Below are 21041 nucleotides of genomic sequence, written 5' to 3'. Positions count from 1 at the left end.
GAAGTCAATATATAATATTCTTTTTGAAAGAAAAAGAGCCTCTAATTTTGAAGTGGGAAGTTCACACAACCAAGCGAAGCGTTTTTATACATCAATAAAAGCTCCATACATATGTTTGAGATGCTGCACATACTTCTTCAATCAACGGTTAATGGAAGTGCTCCTCAAATCGTTTATTTCTAAAGTTTTCAATCGTGTATATTTTTTCTGTCCTTAGAAAAAACTAGAGGAAAACACATGAAAAGGGATGACATCGATGAAGAAGATTCTACTTAGTGCATTAATTGTTATTGTTTATACGCTCGTGTCGCCAAATGCAAGCTTTGGAGAAGAAGAGAAGAAGAAGGAAAGTAAAAGTCCTTATGATATACCAAGCCATGTATTGGATATTTCGAAGGAGAACACCTACCCTAATTCAACCGAAGACCAGGAAGTCATTGAAGCTAGTGAGTTAACAAAAGAGTTAATTGGAGAAGTTAGCACTTCAATTGATAATCCTGATTTAATTAAAATGCTTAATGAAACAACATTAAAGCCCTCGCCGATTGCAATTGGCTATCGTGGCATGGTTTATTTAGGACGCTGGCCATTAAATTATGAATCACTTGAGACGAATATAAATTGGGAATACCAGGAGATTAATAAGAACGAAATCAATAATCTTGGTGGTGACGTCAATCAAGAAATGAATTATATTCAACAAGAGGAGAAAGAAATTTTAGGAGCATTAACAAATAAGATTTCCAATCCGGATGATATTAAGAAGATGATGTTACTAAAGGCGAAAGAGAAAACAAAATTGCCACTATCCTACAATACAGTAATTGGAAAAAACACGAAAAAGGATAACTCCTATAATATTCCTGCTGAAAAGTATGGATCTTTACAAGCTTATGCACCAGCAGTTAATGAAAAAGGGCAAGTAACATTTGGTGAAGTATATATTGAATTAAAAGGTTCTAAGAAGTCAATTGTTATCAAGAATGTAACAAAACAAGGAATTGGTGGTTGGATTCCAATTCAAGACCATGTATCCTTTTCTTTCCAATTAAAGTAAGGTAAAAACTCTGAGGAAATGTTCCTTGGAGTTTTTTGTGGTTCTGGGTTTTTATAAAAGCCTGTTTTCTAATAAATTGTTGTTAAATTCAATATTGATATAAACCTTATAAAATATCTTGGGAAGAACGCTCATTTCCTGAGAGAATATACCTCTAGATGGAGAGCAGGTCTCAGGAAGACCGCCGATATGCTGTTACCTCTTAACCTTGCCAAGCTAATAGGCATACGCTATACGGAATTACTTTAATTTGCAGGGGGAATTCCATGTATTATTACGCAAATCCATATGTTGTTTATCCACATTATTATCCGCGGTTAAATTCTTTACCAATTCAATATGTTCCTGTTCAATATAATGAGCATGAACAACAAACAAGCAACCAAAGACCTGAAGTGCAGTATCCAGAGGTAGATATCCATCAATTAGATATCTCTGCACGCAGATTCCAAGCACTTATGAAGCAGGCTGATTTGCTAGTAGATAAGATAGTAGAAGATCCAGTGTTTGCAAGGGAATTAATGAGTGCGGCGCAAAAGACAGACAAAAGTAAAGTTGAGGAGTTAATTGAATCAACAGGAGTTACAATCAAAACTGCAACTACCTTTACTCCAACTGGTATTCGAATACTATTAGATAACTCTGAGCAGGGTGGAGACTGCTGCGATTTACTAATCGCATTACGCTGGTAAATTATTTCTTAAGAGTACTTTCTTGTAAACGCGCAGATTACCCATTCCATCTGAGCGTTTTATTTTATTTAAGGGTTGATTTTTACGCTTTATTACTTTATCATAATGAAGTATTAAAGTATTTTGTTTAAGTATAGAGAGGGGAAGCTAATATGGAATGGGTCGTAATTGTTTCTGTACTAATTATGACAGTCCTTAGTTTATTAAAGGTAAATGTTATTATTGCAATTATTGCTGCTGGCCTTACTGCTGGAATGATGTCTGAGATGTCAGTGGTTGAATCAATAGAATTGTTTGTTAGTGGAATGGGGGGGCAATCCAGTACCGCGTTGAGTTATATTTTACTAGGAGCATTTGCGGTTGCGATTAGTTATACTGGGATAACTTCTATTTTAGTGAATTATCTTATCCGTGTTTTAACTGGTAAGAAAACAATGCTACTTCTCGTAATAGCAGGTGTTGCATCTTTATCACAAAACGTAGTACCAGTACACATTGCTTTTATTCCAATTTTAATACCACCATTATTAAGGTTATTCGATAAGATGCGTATGGACCGAAGAGCTGTCGCAGTATCATTGACGTTCGGATTAAAAACACCTTACGTCATGATTCCTGCTGGTTATGGGCTTATATTTCATGAGGCAATCCAAAAAGGAATGGTTCAAAATGGTGCAGATATCTCAATGGAAGATGTTGCATTATCCATGGTTATACCAGGACTAGGAATGATTGTAGGTCTATTTATAGCGATATTTATTACATATCGGAAAGATAAAGATTATGTTTCTGTTGAAGCTCCAATCGTGATGGAGGAAAAACCATCGATTACGTTTAATAAAAAACATGTCTTAACGTTGGTTGCTATTGCAGCAGCGTTTATTGTTCAAATTATTACTGGGAATTTGATTATAGGTGCGTTAACAGGTTTGGTTATGATGTTTGTATTACTCGTTGTTCCGTTTAGTAAAGGGGATACGATCATGACTGATGGAATCAAGATGATGGGGACCATTGCTTTTGTCATGTTGTCGGCATCTGGATTTGCAACAGTATTAGAAGAAACAGGTTCGGTAATTGCACTCGTTGAGTTATCTTCAGGTATATTAGGGGACAATAAAGCATTGATTGCATTTATACTTTTAATCATAGGTTTAGTTGTGACAATGGGAATCGGGTCTTCATTTGGTACGGTTCCAATCCTTGCAGCGCTTTATGTTCCGATCTGTATGGCAGCTGGTTTTTCACCGCTTTCAACAGCAGCACTAATCGGAACAGCAGGTGCCCTTGGAGATGCAGGATCACCAGCTTCCGATAGCACGCTAGGACCAACATCTGGTTTAAATGCTGATGGAAAACACAATCATATTTGGGATACATGTGTTCCAACTTTTATCCACTTTAATATACCTTTATTTATATTTGGTTGGATCGCAGCAATTATATTATAGGACACAACAAGCACCGTTCGACAAATCCCGACAAGTGACAGGCACCGAATAATTTTATGGAGACAGGGAAAGGTAAGATAAAAATAGGTGGGTTGTTATGTGTAAGAATATAATATCTTCAATTGTCGTTTTTCTTACCTTTACGATAGCAGTTTTGCAATTGGATACAGCGGCTGCTAGTGGGTATGGATGGGGATTCTCAAAGAATACCGAACATAAAGTGCCAGAGATTGGGAAGTACCAGGCGATGCTTGAGAAGTATGGTTCCTATTATGCTGATTTATCTGGTGATAAGGTCGTATACTTAACGTTTGATAATGGATATGAACAAGGGTACACGGATGAAATTCTCGATGTTTTGAAAAAGGAAAAGGTACCTGCGACCTTTTTTGTAACTGGGCATTATGTAGAAAGTGCCCCAGATTTAATCAACAGAATGGTAGATGAAGGCCATATTATCGGTAATCACTCCTATCACCATCCAGACTTCACGATAATGAACAAAGAGGCCATTCAAAAAGAACTTGAGGCATTAGAGGAAGCGGTAGCTGGAATTTCTGACCAAGATGACATCAAGTATATGCGACCACCTCGAGGGATGTTTAGTGAACAAACACTGAAGTGGGCTAATGAATTAGGGTTGGTACATGTATTTTGGTCATTAGCTTTCTCGGATTGGCAGACCGATAATCAAAAAGGGTGGCAATATGCCTATGACCAAACAATGGCACAAATACATCCAGGTGCAATTATTTTGCTCCATTCTGTGTCATCGGACAATGCGGATGCATTGGAAAAAATCATTCAGGAATTAAAAAAGGAAGGCTATACATTTAAAAGCTTAGATGATTTATTAATGAAGGATATTCTTCCAGATGGATTTATAGGGCTATAATAAAGAGAAGCGGGGCAGGGATAACTGTCTCGCTTTTCTCTGTATAGAAAATTAGGTATAGTATGGGTAAAAAGGGGGGCGAATGTATGTGGACGGAAAGAATTACGTTATCTACGCTGTATGATTTTGACTATACATTATATCGTTTTTCATTTGACCCAATCATTACCGTGGACAGAGAAGAACGGTCTGTAAAGGTGCCTGTTGTTTTTCTTGAAAGGAAACATATTGTGGAAGTAAAAGCAGTAGGAACAACAGAAAAACCAGCATTTATCATTACAAGTGATGAGGATGCTAGGAAGGATTCGATTATTAGCTATATTTACGATCTTTTTCAGTGGGATTTTGATCTAAACAAGGTAGGAGAGCATTTTAAGGGCACCAACCTAGAGGAACTTTTTCATACCTATCCAGGAACCCCAATCGTTAGGGAGTTTGACCTTTTCTATTGCCTGATGAAAACGATCATCCATCAACAATTAAACATGAAGTTTGCATATGTTCTTTCAACTAGATTTATCGAAAACTTCGGTGAAAAGATTAATGGTGTGTGGTTTTATCCATCGCCTGAAAAAGTAGCAAATATCGAAATAGCGGCGTTACGTGAATTGCAATTTAGTGGAAGAAAAGCGGAATATGTTATCGACACTTCAAAGATGATAGCTAATGGTGAAGTTAATTTAGAAGAGATGGGAAAGAAAACAGATCAAGAAATTCTACAAGAAATGGTGAAGATACGTGGTGTCGGGCCATGGACGGTTGAAAATTGGATGCTCTTTGGTTTAGGCAGGAAAAACTTATTCCCAAAAGCGGATATTGGTATTCAAAATGCGGTTAAGAGATTATTAGCGATGGATAGGAAGCCCACGATAGAGTCGTTGACTGATATGAGTAAGTTATGGGGCCCATACAGGAGTTATGCGTCATTAACATTGTGGCGGAGTATTGAATAAGAAAAAAATCTGGGATTTAACTGAAATGTTCCTCACCAAAGACGAACGATTGTAGAATAGGAAGCTTTGAATGTTAACTTTTTATAACGAAATTCATTGTTGATGCAAACTTTGGACTTATTAAGAATATCATAAATCGGAGCAAATCTCGCCGTCCGAGATCGCTCCGGGCGGATGCTTTCCGCGGGCACGGCACAAGCCTCCTCGTGACGCAAAACGCTTCTTCCGGGGTCTTCGGAAACGTGCTATTCCCGCAGGACAAGGAAGACTTCGATAGCGTAATATCTTCATGAGAAAAAGTGCTTTTCTTTTTCATGGAGTCACCGCTCTCCACTTATCCGGAACGGTGTGTTTAGAATTATTCTGAATTAAAGAAATCAACAACAATCTATACAAAATCCGAAGTAACATGAATTGTTATGGGGAATTTTAAAGAATAGTTTGGACTACACCTTAGTAAAACACGATTGTCTAAGCCTCTTTTTAATGGAGTGAAATAATATTTTTAAAATATAATAATTTTTGTTATAATTTAAATAATCCAAAATAAAGGAGTAATGCAAAATGAAACGTGAAGATTTGATCGCTCCGAAAGACTATAATATCGTGATGGAAGTAGAAAAGTTTGCTCATGATTCAGAACGGAAAGCAATTATTTGGGAAGATGAGCAAGGGAATACCCGAGAAATTACATATCAACAACTTATGAAAAATGTGAATAAAATTGGTAACGTTTTCAAGCGTGAGGGATTGAAAAAGGGAGATAAGATTCTCATCATGATTCCTCGAATGATTGAGGCATATGAAACCTACTTAGCTGCGTTGAAAGCGGGGTTGATTATCATTCCAAGCTCTGAAATGTTAAAGACAAAAGACCTTCAGTATCGAATCGCACATGGAGAAGTGAAAGCAGTTGTGAGCTTCTATCCGTATACAAATCAGTATGTAGGTATTACGGAATATGATACATTAATTAAGTTTTCAGTTGGTGGGCCATCTGGAGATTGGCTATTCTTAGACAGGTTAAGGGATGAAGCCTCTGAACAGTTTGATTTAATACATACAACACGTGATGATATTGCATTTTTACCATATACATCTGGAACGACTGGAAATCCTAAAGGTGTTGTACATACACATGGTTGGGGATACGCGCACTTACAGACTGCACCTGAAAATTGGCTTTGTGCAGGTGAGGGTGATAAAGTGTGGGCAACAGCAGGCCCTGGTTGGCAGAAATGGATTTGGAGTCCGTTTTTATCCGTCCTAGGAACAGGTGCAACTGGTTTTATTTATAATGGGCAGTTTAATCCAAAGAGGTACTTGAGTTTATTACAGGACAGGGAAATTAATGTGTTATGCTGCACACCAACAGAATATCGATTACTTGCAAAAGTTGATAATCTAGATGATTATCAATTGCCGGCTCTTCACAGTGCCGTTTCTGCAGGGGAACCATTAAATGTAGAAGTGATTGATACTTTTCGTAAATACTTTAATGTAACGGTTCGGGATGGCTATGGACAAACGGAGAACACGTTACTATTAGGTGTGATGAAGGATATGGAAGTGAGACCTGGATCAATGGGGAAACCAACACCAGGTAACGAAGTAGAAATAATTGATGAAGATGGTGTTCCTGTTCCTACAGGTGTTATTGGCGATATTGCAGTTAAATTAGATAGCCCTGCACTTTTTAAAGAATATTATAAAGATACGGAAAGAACGAACATATCAAGACGAGGCGATTATTATATTACCGGCGACCAGGCAAGGAAGGATGCAGACGGATACTTTTGGTTTGAAGGCAGGAGAGATGATATCATTATTAGCTCTGGCTATACGATCGGGCCATTTGAAGTAGAAGATGCTTTAGTAAAACACCCATCCGTTCAGGAATGTGCGGTTGTTGCTAGTCCAGATGAAATTAGAGGAAGCATTGTGAAAGCATATATAGTGTTGAAAGAAAATGTAGATAAAACAAATCCAGAATTGGTGAAAGAATTGCAGGATCATACAAAAGCACTCACTGCACCGTATAAGTATCCCAGGGAAATTGAATTTTTAGAAGAATTACCTAAAACAACGTCAGGTAAGATTCGGAGAGTGGAACTAAGACAGAAAGAAAAACTGAAGAAGTAAGCTGGTTGCAGGTGAGGGCATATTGTTCTCACTCTTTTTTTAGAACGAAAAAAATGAAACAAAACACTTGAAAGTCAAAAAAGGTCAGAGTATAATAAAGTCATAAGGTCAAAGAAAGTCAAAGTCAAATTTGGTTCTAGTCCTTTAGAATTTAAGAAAGTTGGTCACGTTATTGCCTATACGAGGGAAGGCCGGTCCAGCTTCAGCACCCAGCAACTAGCGAGACTTCCCTCACCTTATGACACGATAAGTCAACATCGGCTCAGGTTATAAGGAAGGCCGACTAAAGCGGGTTTACGCCAACGTCGGCATACCCCCATAAAGGGGCATGTTTCCTTTATCTCCTACGTAGGAATGTTCGATTAAATCGAACCACCCACACACTACGTGGGCGCAGTCCGTACGTTGCTAAACGGGTGCTTACGCTTTTCATTATAAGAGGAGGAATGGAAAATGCTATGTCAAAAATGTGGAGTTAATGAAGCGAATGTGAATGCATCGATGCAAATGAATAATCAAAGAATGGAAATGCATCTCTGCAACGAGTGTTTTCGTGAAATACAAGGTCAAGTTATGAATCAATCAGACCTTTTCTCGGGATTCCCATTTGCAGGTGCAGACGCATTTTCAAATAATTTTTCTTCCGAGGGTCATGCACAAGGAAATACAAATACTCGGACAAGACAAAAGCAAACAAAGAAAAGAAAAGGCCTAATCGATCAATTAGGTAAAAATATAACGGATTCCGCAAGAGCTGGAGAAATCGATCCAGTTATTGGACGAGATATTGAAATAAAACGAGTAATTGAAACACTAAATAGAAGAAATAAAAATAACCCTGTACTCATTGGGGAACCTGGGGTAGGTAAGACCGCTATCGCAGAAGGATTGGCTGTTAAAATTATTGAAGGAAATGTTCCTACAAAATTATTAAATAAAGAGGTTTATCTATTAGATGTTGCATCGTTAGTTGCAAATACAGGCATTCGTGGTCAATTTGAAGAACGTATGAAGAAATTGATTGAAGAGTTAAGAACACGTAATGATGTTATCGTCTTTATCGATGAAATTCACCTATTAGTTGGTGCTGGTACTGCAGAAGGATCACAAATGGATGCCGGAAATATTTTAAAACCTGCGTTAGCACGTGGAGACCTTCAAATTATTGGTGCAACTACATTGAAAGAATATCGTAAAATCGAAAAAGATGCAGCACTTGAACGTCGTTTGCAATCAATTATTGTAAAGGAACCTTCTATCAGCGATGCAATCAAAATTATAGAAGGTATCAAAGATCGTTATGAAAAATTCCATGATGTTCGTTACTCTGATGAAGTAGTAAAGGCATTTGTTACACTTTCTAGCCGTTATATTCAAGACAGGTTTTTACCAGATAAAGCAATTGACTTAATGGATGAAGTCGGCTCACGCTTAAACTTGAGGAACTCTCAAGGAGACTCTGAATCCATTAAGAATCGATTATCCGAGATTACGAAGGAAAAACAACAAGCGGCTGAAAAAGAAGATTATGAACGGGCTGCAAATCTTCGTTATCAAGAAATACAATTACAAAAACAATTGGAGAAAACAACAGATAACGAAAAAATTGTTGATGTAGCTATTTCAGATATACAATTAATAATTGAAGAAAAAACAGGTATCCCAGTAACAAAAATGCAAACAGATGAACAAGAAAAAATGAAAAATCTTTCTATTGATTTAAGCAAAAAAGTAATTGGTCAAGACGAAGCAGTTAACAAGGTAGCGAAAGCAATTCGCCGTAGTCGTGCAGGCTTGAAATCAAAATATCGTCCAATCGGTTCCTTCCTATTTGTCGGACCAACTGGTGTTGGTAAAACAGAATTAACGAAAGCCTTGGCTGAGGAATTATTTGGATCAAGAGATGCACTTGTTAGACTAGATATGAGTGAATACATGGAGAAACACGCTGTGTCTAAACTGATCGGCTCTCCTCCAGGATATGTTGGACATGAAGAAGCAGGACAGTTAACAGAACGTGTCCGTAGAAATCCATATTCCATTATTTTGTTAGATGAGATTGAAAAAGCACATCCAGACGTACAAAATATGTTCCTACAAATTATGGAAGATGGTCATTTAACAGACTCACAAGGTAGAACCGTAAGTTTTAAAGAAACGGTAATTATTATGACTAGTAATGCAGGTACTGGTGCAAAACAGGTTAATGTTGGTTTTAATAGTGCGGCACATGAATCTGTTTCTACCCTAGAAATGTTGAGTGATTTCTTCAAACCAGAATTCTTAAACCGCTTTGATGCAATTGTTAACTTTAATCAATTAAGTGAGGATAACTTAATTAAGATTGTTGATTTGATGCTTGCTGAATTAGAAGAAAACATTGAGGAAAATAACATTGCAATTTCCATTACAGAGGATGCAAAACGTGAACTTGTAAAATTAGGCTTTGATGTTCGCTTCGGTGCAAGACCATTGCGCCGCGTCATTCAAGATAAAGTTGAAGATGCGCTGACAGACCTAATATTGGAGGACGAGAATGTCTCGAACGTTTATGTAGATGTTGTCGATGGAGAGATTGCGGTTCAAAAAGCATAATGATTGGCTGTTGTATGGAGGCCCCGCTGGAGTTAGCGGGGTCTTTCTGTGTTAAGAAGAGTAAAAAATCGCGTTTCGCTGAAGTTCATAGCTATTTCGCCAAAGTTCACAGCGATTTCGCTGATGTCCACATTCAAATCGCCAAAGTTCACAACGAAATCGCTGAAGTTCACAATTACAAAAGAAAATCTGTTTACATCAATTTCTCCTTTTTTCATCCACAGAAAAAAACAAACATAAAACAGCGCAAGCATGGCAAACTAAATAAACAAAATTTCGCTTACGAAGGGTGTTTAGATGAGAAAGTTGGTTCATAGCTTTGTCATGATTTGTATATTATTATTTCCTATTTCTATTTATGGTGAAGCGAAAGATGAAATGAGGGTTCATTTTATTAATGTTGGACAGGGTGATAGCATTTTAATTCAAACACCCCAGGATAAAACGATACTGATTGATGGCGGACGACCTGAAGCAGGGAAGAAGGTTGTTTCTTACTTGGAGAAGCTTCATATCAAGAAAATTGACCTGCTCGTTGCAACACATCCTGACTATGATCATATTGGTGGGTTAGTAAAAGTAATGAGGGCTGTTGAGGTCAAACAAATACTAGATACAGGGAAAATACACTTTACAAAAGCTTTTGCAAGATATGTGAATGAAATCCGTAAACAAGGGATTCCAACAAGCATAGCAAAGGAAAGCCAAAATATTATAGTTGATCCAGAGGTGAAGATAAAAGTATTAAATGCACACAGGAAGAATAAGAACAATAATGAATCTTCCATTGCACTACAGGTAAGTTATGAGGATATTGATTTTTTATTAATGAGTGATGTAGAAATAGAGCAGGAGGAAAAACTGCTTAAAAAGTACCAACTCGAATCAGAAATTATAAAGGTTGCACATCATGGTTCAGATACGAGTACATCCTTTAAATTCTTACATGCGGTAAAACCGCAAGTTGCCATATTAACGTATAGTGTAAAAAATGATTATGGTCATCCAGTTGAAAGAGTAATCGAGAATTTGGATAGAGTGGACGCAGATGTCTACTCGACGGCTGTATATGGAGATGTCGTTATTACTACGGATGGGGAGGATTTTCTAGTTTTACCTGACCGTAGTCCGTTAGATAATATACGGGAGAAACCAGCTTAGATTCGTAAGTTCGCTGAAGTTCACAGTGGTTTCGCCATAGTTCACAGGAGTTTCGCTGAAGTTCATCAGATAATCGCCGAAGTTCACAACTTGTTCGCCAAAGTTAACAAATAAACAGTAGCAACTACGAAAAAGAGCAACAAAAGTATAAATAAAAGACAGATAATTTGTATTCTAATACAAATTATCTGTCTTTTTGGTATACAATACGATATAAAAGTGATATCATATTAATATAATAATAAAATCACTATAGGATGGTGTATGTAAATGATGAATGAAAGAAAAGCTTGGTCGATGAATGGTTTTATTGGGATAGTGATTATCGCTTTGCTTTTGGCTGGGACAGTGTTAAGTTTTTTTGAAGAACAGTTTATTTTGGGCGGGATATTGCTTGTATTGGCGGTCACATTGGCTTCTGGTATAACACTAGTACAGCCGAATCAATCGGTTGTTGTCATTTTCCTTGGTAAATACATGGGTACAATTCGTCGTGAAGGGATTACACTTACGATTCCATTCTCAATAAGAAGAACAATCTCACTACGCGTAAGGAATTTTAATAGTAATCGTTTAAAAGTAAATGATGTTAACGGGAATCCTATCGAAATTGCAGCAGTTATTGTTTTTAAAGTAATAGATGCTGCAAAAGCAGTATTTGATGTGGATCAATATGAAAAATTTGTTGAAATTCAAAGTGAAACAGCAATCAGAACGGTTGCGACAAAATATCCTTATGACACGTTCGAACATGAAGAACTGACATTACGTGGGAATGCTGAGGAAGTTTCATCAGAGTTAACAACGGAATTACAGGACCGTTTAAAAGTAGCAGGGGTTGAAGTAATTGAGGCAAGATTAACGCATCTTGCGTATTCAACAGAAATTGCCCAAGCAATGTTGCAGCGTCAACAAGCAAGTGCGATTATTTCTGCACGTAAGCAAATTGTTGACGGTGCTGTTGGAATGGTCCAAGATGCAATTGAGCGTATTGAAAAAGAGGGGATTGTTGAGTTGGATGATGAACGAAGAGTCGCAATGATTAACAATTTGCTTGTCTCTATCGTATCGGATCACGGGGCGCAACCTGTAATAAACACTGGCTCACTATACCAATAAAGAAGGGGTTTTATGGCTAAGAAAAAGAACTTCCCACTAAGAATCGATCCGAAGTTATATGATGTTCTTGAGTCCTGGGCAAAAGATGAATTTAGAAGTGTAAATAGTCATATTGAATTTTTGCTTCGTGAGGCAACGAAAAAAGCTGGAAGAACACCTAAAAAACAAAATGAAGACGAGTAACTATGAAATAGCTTAGGAAACTAGGCTATTTTTTTATTTTTAAGGCTGTTTTTCATAATGTTTGTTGTTTTTTTTCTTCGAACTTGATATAAACGGTGGACTAAGTGAAGGATTTTGCATAGTCATACCGTTCCGGAAAGACACTTCGCTTCATTTCCGCGGGCGGCTGGTGAGCCTCCTACGTGCTAACGCACTTCGCAGTCTCACCTAGGCCTGTCCTCCCGCAGGAGTCTTCGTGTCTTTCCTCCACTAATAAATGCTCTCTGATCAAGCAAATTATATAGTTTAGCACTATTATGGTTGTTGATTGGAGCGGAGGGCAGTCGACTCCTGAGGGAAAAGCACGTGTCTGAAGACCCCGCAGTGAGCGGTCTTTGCTCGTAAGGAGGGCTGAGGCCGTGCCCGCGGAAAGCATACTTCCCGTAGCGGAAATCAACGTGCACTTAGTGACAGTTTATATAAATAGAGTAATTAACAATAATCTTTATGGGACCATAATTTCACAAAATACATTGACAATTCAATCAGATTGTTATATGGTTAGTTACATAAGTAATTAACCGATTAACGAAGGAGCCTATTATGAAAAACAGATTAGATGACAGCAAACCAATATTCCTTCAAATAAAAGAGCAAATAGAGGACTCCATCATCAATGGAAATATACATGCTGGCGAAAGAGTACCATCAACGAATGAATTTGCGGCTTATTACAAGATTAATCCAGCTACAGCAGCTAAAGGGATTAATGAGCTCGTTCATGAGGAGATTCTATTTAAGCGGAGGGGTGTTGGCATGTTTGTTACAGAAGATGCGAAAGAGATTTTAATCGAGAAACGGAAGCAATCTTTTTATGAAAATTATATGCTTCCACTGAAAGAGGAAGCTCAGAAATTACGAATAAGTGCCGAAGAATTACGAGAAATGGTGAATAGGGAGGATGCATTTGATGAAGATTGAAGTGAAGAACCTATCGAAAAAATATCGGAATAAGGTTGCACTAAACGATATTTCGTTTTCACTGGAAGAGCCGAAGATTTATGGATTACTTGGTAGAAATGGCGCAGGAAAAACAACCTTCATGGATATATTATCAGGGCAAATTCTAGAAAGTGGTGGTGAAATATTAATTGACGGTGAAAATCCGTTTGATAATCAACGCTTAACCGAGTCTATTTGTTTAATTAAAGAGGGCCAGAATTTCAAGAAGGATTTAACGGTCAAAAATGTCCTTAAAATTTATTCGTATTTTTATCCTAACTGGGATCAAGGACTTGCGGAATCTTTAATTGATGAATACAATCTCAACCCGAATTCCAAGGTAAAAACATTATCGAAGGGAATGGAATCGGCACTTGGAATTACGGTTGGTCTTGCAAGTAAGGCACCGATTACGATTTTTGATGAACCATATATTGGGCTTGATGCGCCATCTAGAAAGAGATTTTATGAAATAATGCTTGAGGAATACCAGTCCGCACCACGTACGATTATTTTATCAACACACTTAATTGATGAAGTTAGCTTATTGTTTGAAGAAGTACTCATCCTAAGTGAAGGTTCTTTAGTGTTACAAGAGGAGTCAGAGATCCTACGTAATAGCACAATTGCCATATCGGGGACGATTGACGAAGTAGAGCAATTTATCGAAGGAAAAGAAGTCATTGAGAAAAAGACGTTAGCTGGAATGATGACAGCATATGTATACGGGACAGTAGAAGAGGCGAAAATGCATGGATTGGATGTAGAAGGTGTTCCAATTCAGGAATTAATGATCTATCTAACAGAAAGAAAGAAGGGGGCGTAAAGTTGTGGGCAGACAAATTAAAGGGCTACTTTATTTTTTTGCAACAGATATTCGTCATTCACTAATGATATTTTGGACAATTTTACTGAGTATCTTAGTTGTTTCACTAAGTATTTCCTACTTCTTACTAAGTGTTGAAGGGGCAGAATATTATTTAAGTTTATCGGTACCTATCTATATTTATTGTTCTATTTTAGGCTTTATTACGGTAAAAGAAAGCATTCCATTTTCATTAAAGATGGGTGCGACTAGAAAGAATTTATTCATTAGTCTTGGGATCTTCTTCCTTGTATTAGCTGTTGCTAAGTCTATCTTTGCAAATATAATCCATGCGTTAACGTTATTATTTACAGATGCAACTAATATTCATATTTTTAGATTTATCCATCCAGCTGCGATGTTAGAAGATACATGGGCAAACAGGGTAATTATTGATATTGCGATTATGTTTCTCAGTTTTTCCGTAATGTTTCTCATTGGTTTATTATTTTACAAGTATGGGTTAGCAGGTGGTGGAATTGTTTCAGGGGTAGTTGTTGTGGTATTGCTATTCGGAATTGCGCAAGGTTGGCTAATCGACTTCTTCGCTGATGTTTTTCGTACAATGGATTTGACACTCTTTATTCAGATGATTGGAATTGGAATGGTTGTGTACCTATTATCGTTCATTTTCATGAGAAGAATCACAACGGTGAAGGCAAAATAAAAATTAGGACTGATGCTTTATTAAGGCATCAGTCCTTTTGATTTCACTGAATTAGCTCCTTCGTTTTAAAAATATAAATCGATAAAATGAGTAAAACGATAGATATAGCGACTGTTACGATGGATGTTCCGACTAGCTGTGATGATATGTCATCCGCCCGTACCATTTCAAAAATATAATTAGAGAGATTATTCGGGCTCCATTCAAGATACGTGCCAAATATTTGTGTGACAATACTCATCACCACAATAGTTAAAATGGAAAAGAAGGCGACCAGTCCTGGTGTTTTGAAGAAAGTATTGTAGAAAATCGATAGTGTCACGACAAAGAGCAGCCAAGTACCATAGAATAAAAGGATAAATAAGAAGCTTGTGAAAGATAAATCTCCAAATAATAAATTGATATAATACCAGCTAGCAAACATACCGACGGCAAATGCAACTAAAATAAGAAGAAGATGTGCAGCCCACTTTGCAGAAATATAGTTTTTATATGCAACAGGCTTTACTAAAATAAGTTCAGCTACACCATTTTTAATTTCACCAGCAATGGTCCCCATCGATGTTAGTACGATGATTAATACACCAAAACTACTAAACTGCCCTAAGCTCATCGCTACTACTTCAGCGGGTGCGGGTTCAGGCATTTCGATAATTGTTCCCTCTGGAAGACCACCAACAGCATCAATAATTTGTGGCATATAATACGTAGAAAGCGGGTCTGTAATAGCAAGTAGAATAAATACTAAGGGCACCCAAATCCACTTTTTGTTTCTCCAATTTTCTGTCATTTCTTTATTGAAAAGTGTCATCCATTGCATCATTGATTCACCACTTTCATAAACATGTCTTCAAGTGTTGCGCGATTTAATGTAAAACTTAACAGTGGCCAGTTTTCCTTTGACACTAGTGCTAATATTTCTCGTCTAGCAAGCTGGATGTCTGTTGCGGAAACATATAAAGCATTGCGTTCGATATAGCTACCCGTTGTACTTGCGATTTTCTCAACCTTCTTCTGATATAGATGCAAATCAGTTTGAAATTCTAGTTTAATACTGGATGTTTGATATTTTTCACGAAGCTCTATCATCGAGCCAGATTCGACGATTTCCCCATCACGAAGAAGGAGTAATTCATCACTCACTTCATCAGCATCAGTTAAAATATGGGTTGAGAATAGAATTGTCATTTCTTCTTTTAGTTCACCCATTAATGTTAAAACTTCTCTACGGCCAATTGGGTCTAATGAAGAAACTGGTTCATCTAACATAAGGATTTCGGGCTTATGGATGATTGCTTGGGCGATACCTAATCGCTGTTTCATCCCACCAGAATATTTTCCAATCAAAGTATTTTTGGCGTCTTCTATTCCTACTTTAAGTAAAAGACTTTCTGCACGATTTCTGGATTCCACTTTGGAAAGATTCGAAAGCCTACCGCTGTATATAAGGAATTCTAGTCCTGTCATCCAAGAGTGAAAGACAGGATATTGTGGTAGATACCCAATCTTGGACCTAAAATCACTACCTACTTCCATGTTTTGAAAAGTAATTGCACCTGATGTGGGATCAAGTATTCCTGCAAGTATACGAAGAATTGTCGTCTTCCCAGCTCCGTTTGGCCCAATTAATGCAATGCATTTGTTTTTCTGGAATGTAAAGCTAATATTATTGACGGCTGTCTTTTCTTTATAGCTTTTTGTTAAATGATGGGCAGTTAGTAATCCCATTTAGTTACGCCTCCTTCCAAATAGGAAATAAACAACAGGTCCGACGATGTTAATAAAGACAATGATACAAAACCACATCCATTTTGGACCTCTGAAGTTGTCTGCCTTTGCCCAGTCAAGAATTGCAAAGATAAGTAATAAACCTTGTATGAAGAAAAGCGGGGCAATAATACCCCAGTTAATGTTTTCAAGAAATTCTTGCATGATGATAACCTCCTGTATATGTGCTTGAATTTACATTCCTAAAAATTGTGGTATTCCAATGAATAAACCGATAATGGCGATAAGGATAATCCAGACTAATGGCCTTGCACAGTTAATCGTCCAGCCAACACCAAAGCGTTTTTCTAAAAACAAGGATGGATCATTTTTATTAAAATAAAATTGTCCAAGCTTCCAGTACCTGTCATCGTCCCTGTTGATTGTCGTATCAGTAGTTGAATTTACTCCTTTAACACGACTGCCACCTTGACCAGTTGTTACTGCTAGGAAAAGTGCAGCTAGAAGAATGAATGCTGTAACGACGAGAGAAACAATCGTAATGATTCTCTCATTTGTTGAATAGATAAAAGAGAGCTGGATCACTGAAAATAATAGTGTTAAAGCAAAACTAGAAACAATTGAAAATGCTGACCATCTTCGTCTAAAAATAACATTCTTTCTAATCGATTCTTCTGGATTATCAGGATTAATCTGCTGTTTTGCCTGAGCAATAATGATATTAATGAAGATAAAGAGTAGATTTTGATAGATTGTCATAATTGGCAAAATCAAGACAGAACGATAAGATTTTGTCGCCCAATTTGTTACTTCTCCTTCAAAATTATATTGCATTGGGATCAGCTCAGGAATACGTTGATAGTTTTGAAAAGTGATGATGATAAGTCCGACAGTAACGAGTATCGGGATTATAAACCATCCATAGGAATAGGTTAGTTTATTTTGGCGGAACCTGATGTCAACAAATACATGTTGCGTTTTCTCTTTTGCCCAGTTCTCCTGCTCTTTGAATGTTTTCATTTCTTTATGGAACTTCAGATATATAATAAAATTTATTATTAAAAATGAGACAACGATTACAGCAAAATAGATGCTTGTTGCTTCTTCAGTTGTTGCAGTTAAACCTAAAAGCATGAAAGCAGCAATCCCTATAATACTTAGAATGGTTGTATATCGCGCGTATTTATTCCGCATTGTTTGGAGCTTGGGATGGTGAAAGACTTCTTCTGGTATTGTTACGCCGAAGCTCTCCGTCTTTCGAGTCCAAAAAGGCATGAAAATCGAAAGAATAAAGAAAGGTACAAGCATAATAAGGAGAAAAAACATTAGTATATTTTCCATTAACTGTCACCTTCTTCATTGTAAAATTCAGCAAAAATACTGCTACAGTATTTAATAAATTCTTCTTCGCTTAAATCCCTACAAACGGAATCAGCGATGAACGGTCTCAAGTTTGCTTTTAATTTTTCTTTGTATGCTCCGTCTGCTTTTGGTACACCATCAGGATTAATGACGACGCCTTTCTGCCTATGAATTAAAATGTAGCCATCTTGCTTTAAATGCTGATATGCCTTATTTACGGTATGGAGATTGATTCCAATATCAGCGGCCATGGATCTGACAGATGGTAACGATTCGCCAGGGTTTAATTGCTTCTTGGCAATGCCTTCAATAATCTGCTGCTGTAATTGAATATAAATGGGTTCGGCGTTTTCTAAATCTAGTTGAATAAGCATTTTAATTTCACCTACTTTTATTGTATGCTTGTTATATTTATAGTATAACAGATGGAACGATAATCAAGCAATAGTAATGTTGAAAAAGTAAGTATTAAACTTATACACAGTAAAAGGGTTATTATTTCAATAATAAACCGATATATCCACATTACCCACAGATTAATCAACAAATTGACTTAACTTTCTGTGTATAAGTGAATATATAATTGACAAGGCTTTCATTAACTTGTCAATAAATTTTGAATGTTTGTGGATAACTAATGGGGATAAGTGAGAAAGGGTTACTGGGAAATGTATTGACAAGCAAAAAACACTCAGAATTCTGAGTGTTTTTTGTCTGTTGTTACTATTAACTTCGGTTTCCTTTTTGGGAGTGCTGCTTGTAAACGCGATCTGCCTTTTTAAAATCCTTTTGGTATAATACTTCCTGGGTACTGTTTAATATTCTGTCACGGTGAGTTGAGTTATATTTTGTCATGATAATCCCTCGCTTTTTAAACCTATCATTACCTTTGGAGGTAAAAATATACATTCAAAATGGTAATAAAAATAGTCTGTTTTTTATTTTAAATGAAGCTAGACTCTCGGTAGGGTTATCTTAGTATGAGGTCGACTAATTTAGGAAACTTCCTCACCAGCAGATGCGGCATCGATGGCAGCAAATTGCTTGTAAGCAGCATAGTGTTCTTTTGTAATAACAAACAGATCATAAATATCGTCGTTGTTATTAATCTTCTCATATACTTCACGATAGGTTTCATTTGCAAGTGTTACGTAAGGTAATTTTTTAGCTGCTTTTAATGAGCGAGTATTTGTTTTTCTAACCTTCATGAAAATACCATCAATTTGATGGGAAAAGAATAATTCATCGAAAAATTGCTCTTTTGCGTGTTTGTTATAGCCTTTTCCGAAATACGGGCTACCAATCCATGTAGCTAAAAATCCATAGTTCTTGTCAATATCGAATAGATTAATTGTACCAATCGGTTGTTGATATTCGTCTAAAATGGTGCGAGAAATAAGTTCTCCACTTTCTTCCGCTTCAATCGTATGCTTTGTAATGAAGTAAAATTCATCTACTGTATATGCTTTATGTCTAACATAGGGAAATACATCTGGATGTGACATTAATTCAAATAATACCGGCACCTCGTGTAAGTCACGCATTTTTAACATAAAAAAATACCCTCCTTATTCCAGGTGGGCATGCACGTACCGTTCTCCAATAGGGGAAAACTAGTGAGTGGTCCCACCCTCGAATTTTCATTTTTAAGTTCAACAAAAATTCGGGGTGGGAATCGAACCCACTAGAACCAGTATCAACTGGTGGCGCACCATTTGCCTTCCCTATTTAGTTATGAGTTTTGTGATTTAAATTTTCATCTCTCTCATAAATTGATAACTTCATTTTACAATGTTTTTTTCAAAATGGAAATGATTTTTTTGTTAATTTTTCGTGGATTTTTTTGGCTAAATATTCAAATACAGGATATGTAATATTTTCGCTTATGTGACACGGATTCAAAAAATGTTAAAATAGAAAAGGGGTGAGCAGCGTGAAGGAAATTACCCGTATTACAACGCAAAAGAAAAGAAAAGATCGTTATAATATTTATATATCCGATGGTGATGAAGAGTCCTATGGGTTTAGTGTGGATGAAGCAATTCTAGTTGAATATCATCTTCGCAAGGGTCTTGAGTTAGAACAATCCTTAATGGAAGAATTGATTGAAAAAGATAATTTAGAGAAAACATACGGTTTAGCAATCAACTTTTTAAGTTATCGCATGCGTACGATAAAGGAAATGAAAGATTACCTAATAAAGAAGGAAGTAAACCCAGAACATATACCAATCGTTACAGAGCGATTAATAAAGGCAAAACTATTGGATGACAAATTATTTTCGGAAATGTTCGTTCGTACACGGATGAATACGTCAAGTAAAGGTCCTTTGCTTATAAAGAAGGAGCTAATTGAAAAAGGAGTAGCAGCAACAATTGCGGAGGAGGCTATCTCAGAATATCCATATGAAATCCAATTTGAAAAAGTGCTTCACTGGGCAGAAAAAAAAGTGAAAACAACAAAGAAAGAATCTTTTCAAAATCAAATCCAAAAACTGCAGATAACGCTTTTACAAAAGGGTTTTTCACAAGCAGTCATTAGCGGTGCATTATCTGAGATACATGAGGAAAAGGATGATGATGCGGAGTGGGATGCACTCACTTATCAAGGGGACAAGCTATTACGAAAACATAGTGCAAAACATGAGGGTTATGCACTAAAGAATAAAATAAAGGAAGGCTTGTATCGAAAAGGCTTTTCTATTGAAGTCATTAACCGTTATTTAGATGAGCGTCTAGAAAGATAGGATTGGTTTTATTATCTATTCCATGTAAAATAACTACAAGGGGGAATCAACATGAATTATCGCTATAGTGATTATTCCATTGAAGAATTATATAGAGAGATTGGGAAGCTTAAGGAGAAAGCGCAAAAGGCGGAACAATTGGGTAATATATCTGAAGTACAAATCAATGAAAGAAAAATGCAGGTTGCTATGGCCTATACGATGAATCCAGAAGAATTTAAAGCGGATGAAGTATATCAGTTGAAAATGGATCCGGGATTTACATTTAAAATTAATTACATAAATGGTGTATTTGCATGGGGACAGCGCATTAATCTTTTAGATGAACTTCTTGAAGATGAAGAAGCGCTACCAATTTCTTTATTAGGGAAAAAGGTAAAATAGAAGGCTATTTTTTAATGTTTGTTGCTTCTTTGGCCTCGTAGGGGTATAAATTGTGAAGTA

The 21041-nt window shown here is 36.7% G+C and carries 22 protein-coding genes; 15 read left to right on the top strand and 7 right to left on the bottom strand.

What is annotated here, in order from left to right; translation table 11 throughout:
• The first annotated feature begins 256 nt into the window (after nt 1-256).
• The 13 genes from D8M05_RS13215 to D8M05_RS13150 all read left to right on the top strand — a co-directional run bounded on the left by D8M05_RS13215 (nt 257) and on the right by D8M05_RS13150 (nt 14761).
• Nucleotides 257-1057, top strand: coding sequence for a YfkD famly protein (locus D8M05_RS13215; protein ID WP_121132577.1), 801 nt, complete (start codon nt 257-259; stop codon nt 1055-1057).
• Nucleotides 1058-1323: 266 nt separating this feature from the next.
• Nucleotides 1324-1749 (top strand): YuzC family spore coat inner layer protein, encoded by a 426-nt coding sequence (locus D8M05_RS13210; protein ID WP_121132575.1) that lies wholly within the window; start codon nt 1324-1326, stop codon nt 1747-1749.
• Nucleotides 1750-1901: 152 nt separating this feature from the next.
• Nucleotides 1902-3200: a Na+/H+ antiporter family protein gene (locus D8M05_RS13205; protein ID WP_121132574.1), complete on the top strand. Its 1299-nt coding sequence runs from the start codon at nt 1902-1904 to the stop codon at nt 3198-3200.
• Between the two features lie 97 nt (nt 3201-3297).
• Entirely contained in the window at nt 3298-4095 is a 798-nt protein-coding gene (gene pdaA / locus D8M05_RS13200) for a delta-lactam-biosynthetic de-N-acetylase (protein ID WP_121132572.1), read from the top strand.
• A gap of 86 nt (nt 4096-4181) precedes the next feature.
• A complete protein-coding gene (locus D8M05_RS13195; RefSeq protein ID WP_121132570.1) occupies nt 4182-5048 on the top strand; it encodes a DNA-3-methyladenine glycosylase family protein in 867 nt (288 codons plus the stop codon).
• Nucleotides 5049-5612: 564 nt separating this feature from the next.
• Nucleotides 5613-7190 (top strand): acyl-CoA synthetase MbcS, encoded by a 1578-nt coding sequence (gene mbcS, locus D8M05_RS13190; protein ID WP_121132568.1) that lies wholly within the window; start codon nt 5613-5615, stop codon nt 7188-7190.
• Nucleotides 7191-7643: 453 nt separating this feature from the next.
• A complete protein-coding gene (locus D8M05_RS13185; RefSeq protein WP_121132566.1) occupies nt 7644-9785 on the top strand; it encodes an ATP-dependent Clp protease ATP-binding subunit in 2142 nt (713 codons plus the stop codon).
• Nucleotides 9786-10082: 297 nt separating this feature from the next.
• Nucleotides 10083-10946 carry a ComEC/Rec2 family competence protein gene (locus D8M05_RS13175; protein WP_121132562.1) on the top strand — a complete coding sequence of 288 codons (864 nt, stop codon included), beginning with the start codon at nt 10083-10085 and terminating at the stop codon, nt 10944-10946.
• A gap of 273 nt (nt 10947-11219) precedes the next feature.
• A complete protein-coding gene (locus D8M05_RS13170) occupies nt 11220-12065 on the top strand; it encodes an SPFH domain-containing protein (protein ID WP_183072799.1) in 846 nt (281 codons plus the stop codon).
• Nucleotides 12066-12077: 12 nt separating this feature from the next.
• Complete coding sequence (locus tag D8M05_RS13165; protein WP_121132558.1) at nt 12078-12248, top strand: type II toxin-antitoxin system antitoxin; 171 nt, start codon at nt 12078-12080, stop codon at nt 12246-12248.
• Nucleotides 12249-12830: 582 nt separating this feature from the next.
• On the top strand, nt 12831-13208 hold the full coding sequence (locus D8M05_RS13160; protein WP_121132555.1) for a GntR family transcriptional regulator: 378 nt from the start codon (nt 12831-12833) through the stop codon (nt 13206-13208).
• Nucleotides 13198-14055, top strand: a complete 858-nt coding sequence (locus tag D8M05_RS13155) for an ABC transporter ATP-binding protein (RefSeq protein ID WP_121132553.1) — start codon at nt 13198-13200, stop codon at nt 14053-14055. Before D8M05_RS13160 ends, D8M05_RS13155 begins: the two co-directional genes overlap by 11 nt.
• Nucleotides 14056-14059: 4 nt before the next feature.
• Nucleotides 14060-14761, top strand: coding sequence for a hypothetical protein (locus D8M05_RS13150; protein WP_121132552.1), 702 nt, complete (start codon nt 14060-14062; stop codon nt 14759-14761).
• 43 nt (nt 14762-14804) lie between these two features.
• Here D8M05_RS13150 and D8M05_RS13145 read toward each other — a convergent pair whose 3' ends face one another.
• The 7 genes from D8M05_RS13145 to D8M05_RS13115 all read right to left on the bottom strand — a co-directional run bounded on the left by D8M05_RS13145 (nt 14805) and on the right by D8M05_RS13115 (nt 19404).
• Complete coding sequence (locus D8M05_RS13145; protein ID WP_121132550.1) at nt 14805-15584, bottom strand: ABC transporter permease; 780 nt, start codon at nt 15582-15584, stop codon at nt 14805-14807.
• Entirely contained in the window at nt 15581-16489 is a 909-nt protein-coding gene (locus D8M05_RS13140; RefSeq protein ID WP_121132548.1) for an ABC transporter ATP-binding protein, read from the bottom strand. Before D8M05_RS13140 ends, D8M05_RS13145 begins: the two co-directional genes overlap by 4 nt.
• On the bottom strand, nt 16490-16693 hold the full coding sequence (locus tag D8M05_RS13135; protein ID WP_121132546.1) for a PLD nuclease N-terminal domain-containing protein: 204 nt from the start codon (nt 16691-16693) through the stop codon (nt 16490-16492).
• A 30-nt stretch (nt 16694-16723) separates the two neighbouring features.
• Nucleotides 16724-17830, bottom strand: coding sequence for a DUF1648 domain-containing protein (locus tag D8M05_RS13130; RefSeq protein ID WP_121132544.1), 1107 nt, complete (start codon nt 17828-17830; stop codon nt 16724-16726).
• Nucleotides 17830-18225, bottom strand: coding sequence for a GntR family transcriptional regulator (locus D8M05_RS13125; RefSeq protein WP_121132543.1), 396 nt, complete (start codon nt 18223-18225; stop codon nt 17830-17832). The genes D8M05_RS13130 and D8M05_RS13125 overlap by 1 nt, the downstream gene beginning before the upstream one ends.
• A gap of 352 nt (nt 18226-18577) precedes the next feature.
• Nucleotides 18578-18706 (bottom strand): YfhE family protein, encoded by a 129-nt coding sequence (locus D8M05_RS13120; RefSeq protein ID WP_121132541.1) that lies wholly within the window; start codon nt 18704-18706, stop codon nt 18578-18580.
• 140 nt (nt 18707-18846) lie between these two features.
• Nucleotides 18847-19404, bottom strand: coding sequence for a GNAT family N-acetyltransferase (locus tag D8M05_RS13115; protein ID WP_121132539.1), 558 nt, complete (start codon nt 19402-19404; stop codon nt 18847-18849).
• Nucleotides 19405-19784: 380 nt separating this feature from the next.
• Between D8M05_RS13115 and recX the strand changes: the two genes are divergently transcribed.
• Nucleotides 19785-20597 (top strand): recombination regulator RecX, encoded by an 813-nt coding sequence (gene recX / locus D8M05_RS13110; protein ID WP_121132537.1) that lies wholly within the window; start codon nt 19785-19787, stop codon nt 20595-20597.
• Between the two features lie 51 nt (nt 20598-20648).
• Complete coding sequence (locus D8M05_RS13105; RefSeq protein WP_121132535.1) at nt 20649-20981, top strand: YfhH family protein; 333 nt, start codon at nt 20649-20651, stop codon at nt 20979-20981.
• The last annotated feature ends 60 nt before the right edge of the window (nt 20982-21041 follow it).

It is taken from the genome of Oceanobacillus bengalensis, from assembly GCF_003628445.1.
Lineage (GTDB): Bacteria > Bacillota > Bacilli > Bacillales > Amphibacillaceae > Oceanobacillus > Oceanobacillus bengalensis.
This window is presented reverse-complemented; position numbering and strand designations above follow the sequence as displayed.

Excerpts from the sequence above, each read along its gene's own strand:
- D8M05_RS13105 (WP_121132535.1), top strand. The coding sequence starts at position 20,649 with ATGAATTATCGCTATAGTGATTATTCCATTGAAGAATTATATAGAGAG.
- D8M05_RS13120 (WP_121132541.1), bottom strand. The coding sequence starts at position 18,706 with ATGACAAAATATAACTCAACTCACCGTGACAGAATATTAAACAGTACC.
- D8M05_RS13210 (WP_121132575.1), top strand. The coding sequence starts at position 1,324 with ATGTATTATTACGCAAATCCATATGTTGTTTATCCACATTATTATCCG.
- D8M05_RS13160 (WP_121132555.1), top strand. The coding sequence starts at position 12,831 with ATGAAAAACAGATTAGATGACAGCAAACCAATATTCCTTCAAATAAAA.
- D8M05_RS13115 (WP_121132539.1), bottom strand. The coding sequence starts at position 19,404 with ATGTTAAAAATGCGTGACTTACACGAGGTGCCGGTATTATTTGAATTA.
- D8M05_RS13195 (WP_121132570.1), top strand. The coding sequence starts at position 4,182 with ATGTGGACGGAAAGAATTACGTTATCTACGCTGTATGATTTTGACTAT.
- D8M05_RS13170 (WP_183072799.1), top strand. The coding sequence starts at position 11,220 with ATGAATGAAAGAAAAGCTTGGTCGATGAATGGTTTTATTGGGATAGTG.
- D8M05_RS13185 (WP_121132566.1), top strand. The coding sequence starts at position 7,644 with ATGCTATGTCAAAAATGTGGAGTTAATGAAGCGAATGTGAATGCATCG.
- D8M05_RS13205 (WP_121132574.1), top strand. The coding sequence starts at position 1,902 with ATGGAATGGGTCGTAATTGTTTCTGTACTAATTATGACAGTCCTTAGT.
- D8M05_RS13130 (WP_121132544.1), bottom strand. The coding sequence starts at position 17,830 with ATGGAAAATATACTAATGTTTTTTCTCCTTATTATGCTTGTACCTTTC.
- D8M05_RS13135 (WP_121132546.1), bottom strand. The coding sequence starts at position 16,693 with ATGCAAGAATTTCTTGAAAACATTAACTGGGGTATTATTGCCCCGCTT.
- pdaA (WP_121132572.1), top strand. The coding sequence starts at position 3,298 with ATGTGTAAGAATATAATATCTTCAATTGTCGTTTTTCTTACCTTTACG.
- D8M05_RS13175 (WP_121132562.1), top strand. The coding sequence starts at position 10,083 with ATGAGAAAGTTGGTTCATAGCTTTGTCATGATTTGTATATTATTATTT.
- D8M05_RS13125 (WP_121132543.1), bottom strand. The coding sequence starts at position 18,225 with ATGCTTATTCAACTAGATTTAGAAAACGCCGAACCCATTTATATTCAA.
- D8M05_RS13165 (WP_121132558.1), top strand. The coding sequence starts at position 12,078 with ATGGCTAAGAAAAAGAACTTCCCACTAAGAATCGATCCGAAGTTATAT.
- D8M05_RS13155 (WP_121132553.1), top strand. The coding sequence starts at position 13,198 with ATGAAGATTGAAGTGAAGAACCTATCGAAAAAATATCGGAATAAGGTT.
- D8M05_RS13140 (WP_121132548.1), bottom strand. The coding sequence starts at position 16,489 with ATGGGATTACTAACTGCCCATCATTTAACAAAAAGCTATAAAGAAAAG.
- D8M05_RS13145 (WP_121132550.1), bottom strand. The coding sequence starts at position 15,584 with ATGATGCAATGGATGACACTTTTCAATAAAGAAATGACAGAAAATTGG.
- mbcS (WP_121132568.1), top strand. The coding sequence starts at position 5,613 with ATGAAACGTGAAGATTTGATCGCTCCGAAAGACTATAATATCGTGATG.
- D8M05_RS13215 (WP_121132577.1), top strand. The coding sequence starts at position 257 with ATGAAGAAGATTCTACTTAGTGCATTAATTGTTATTGTTTATACGCTC.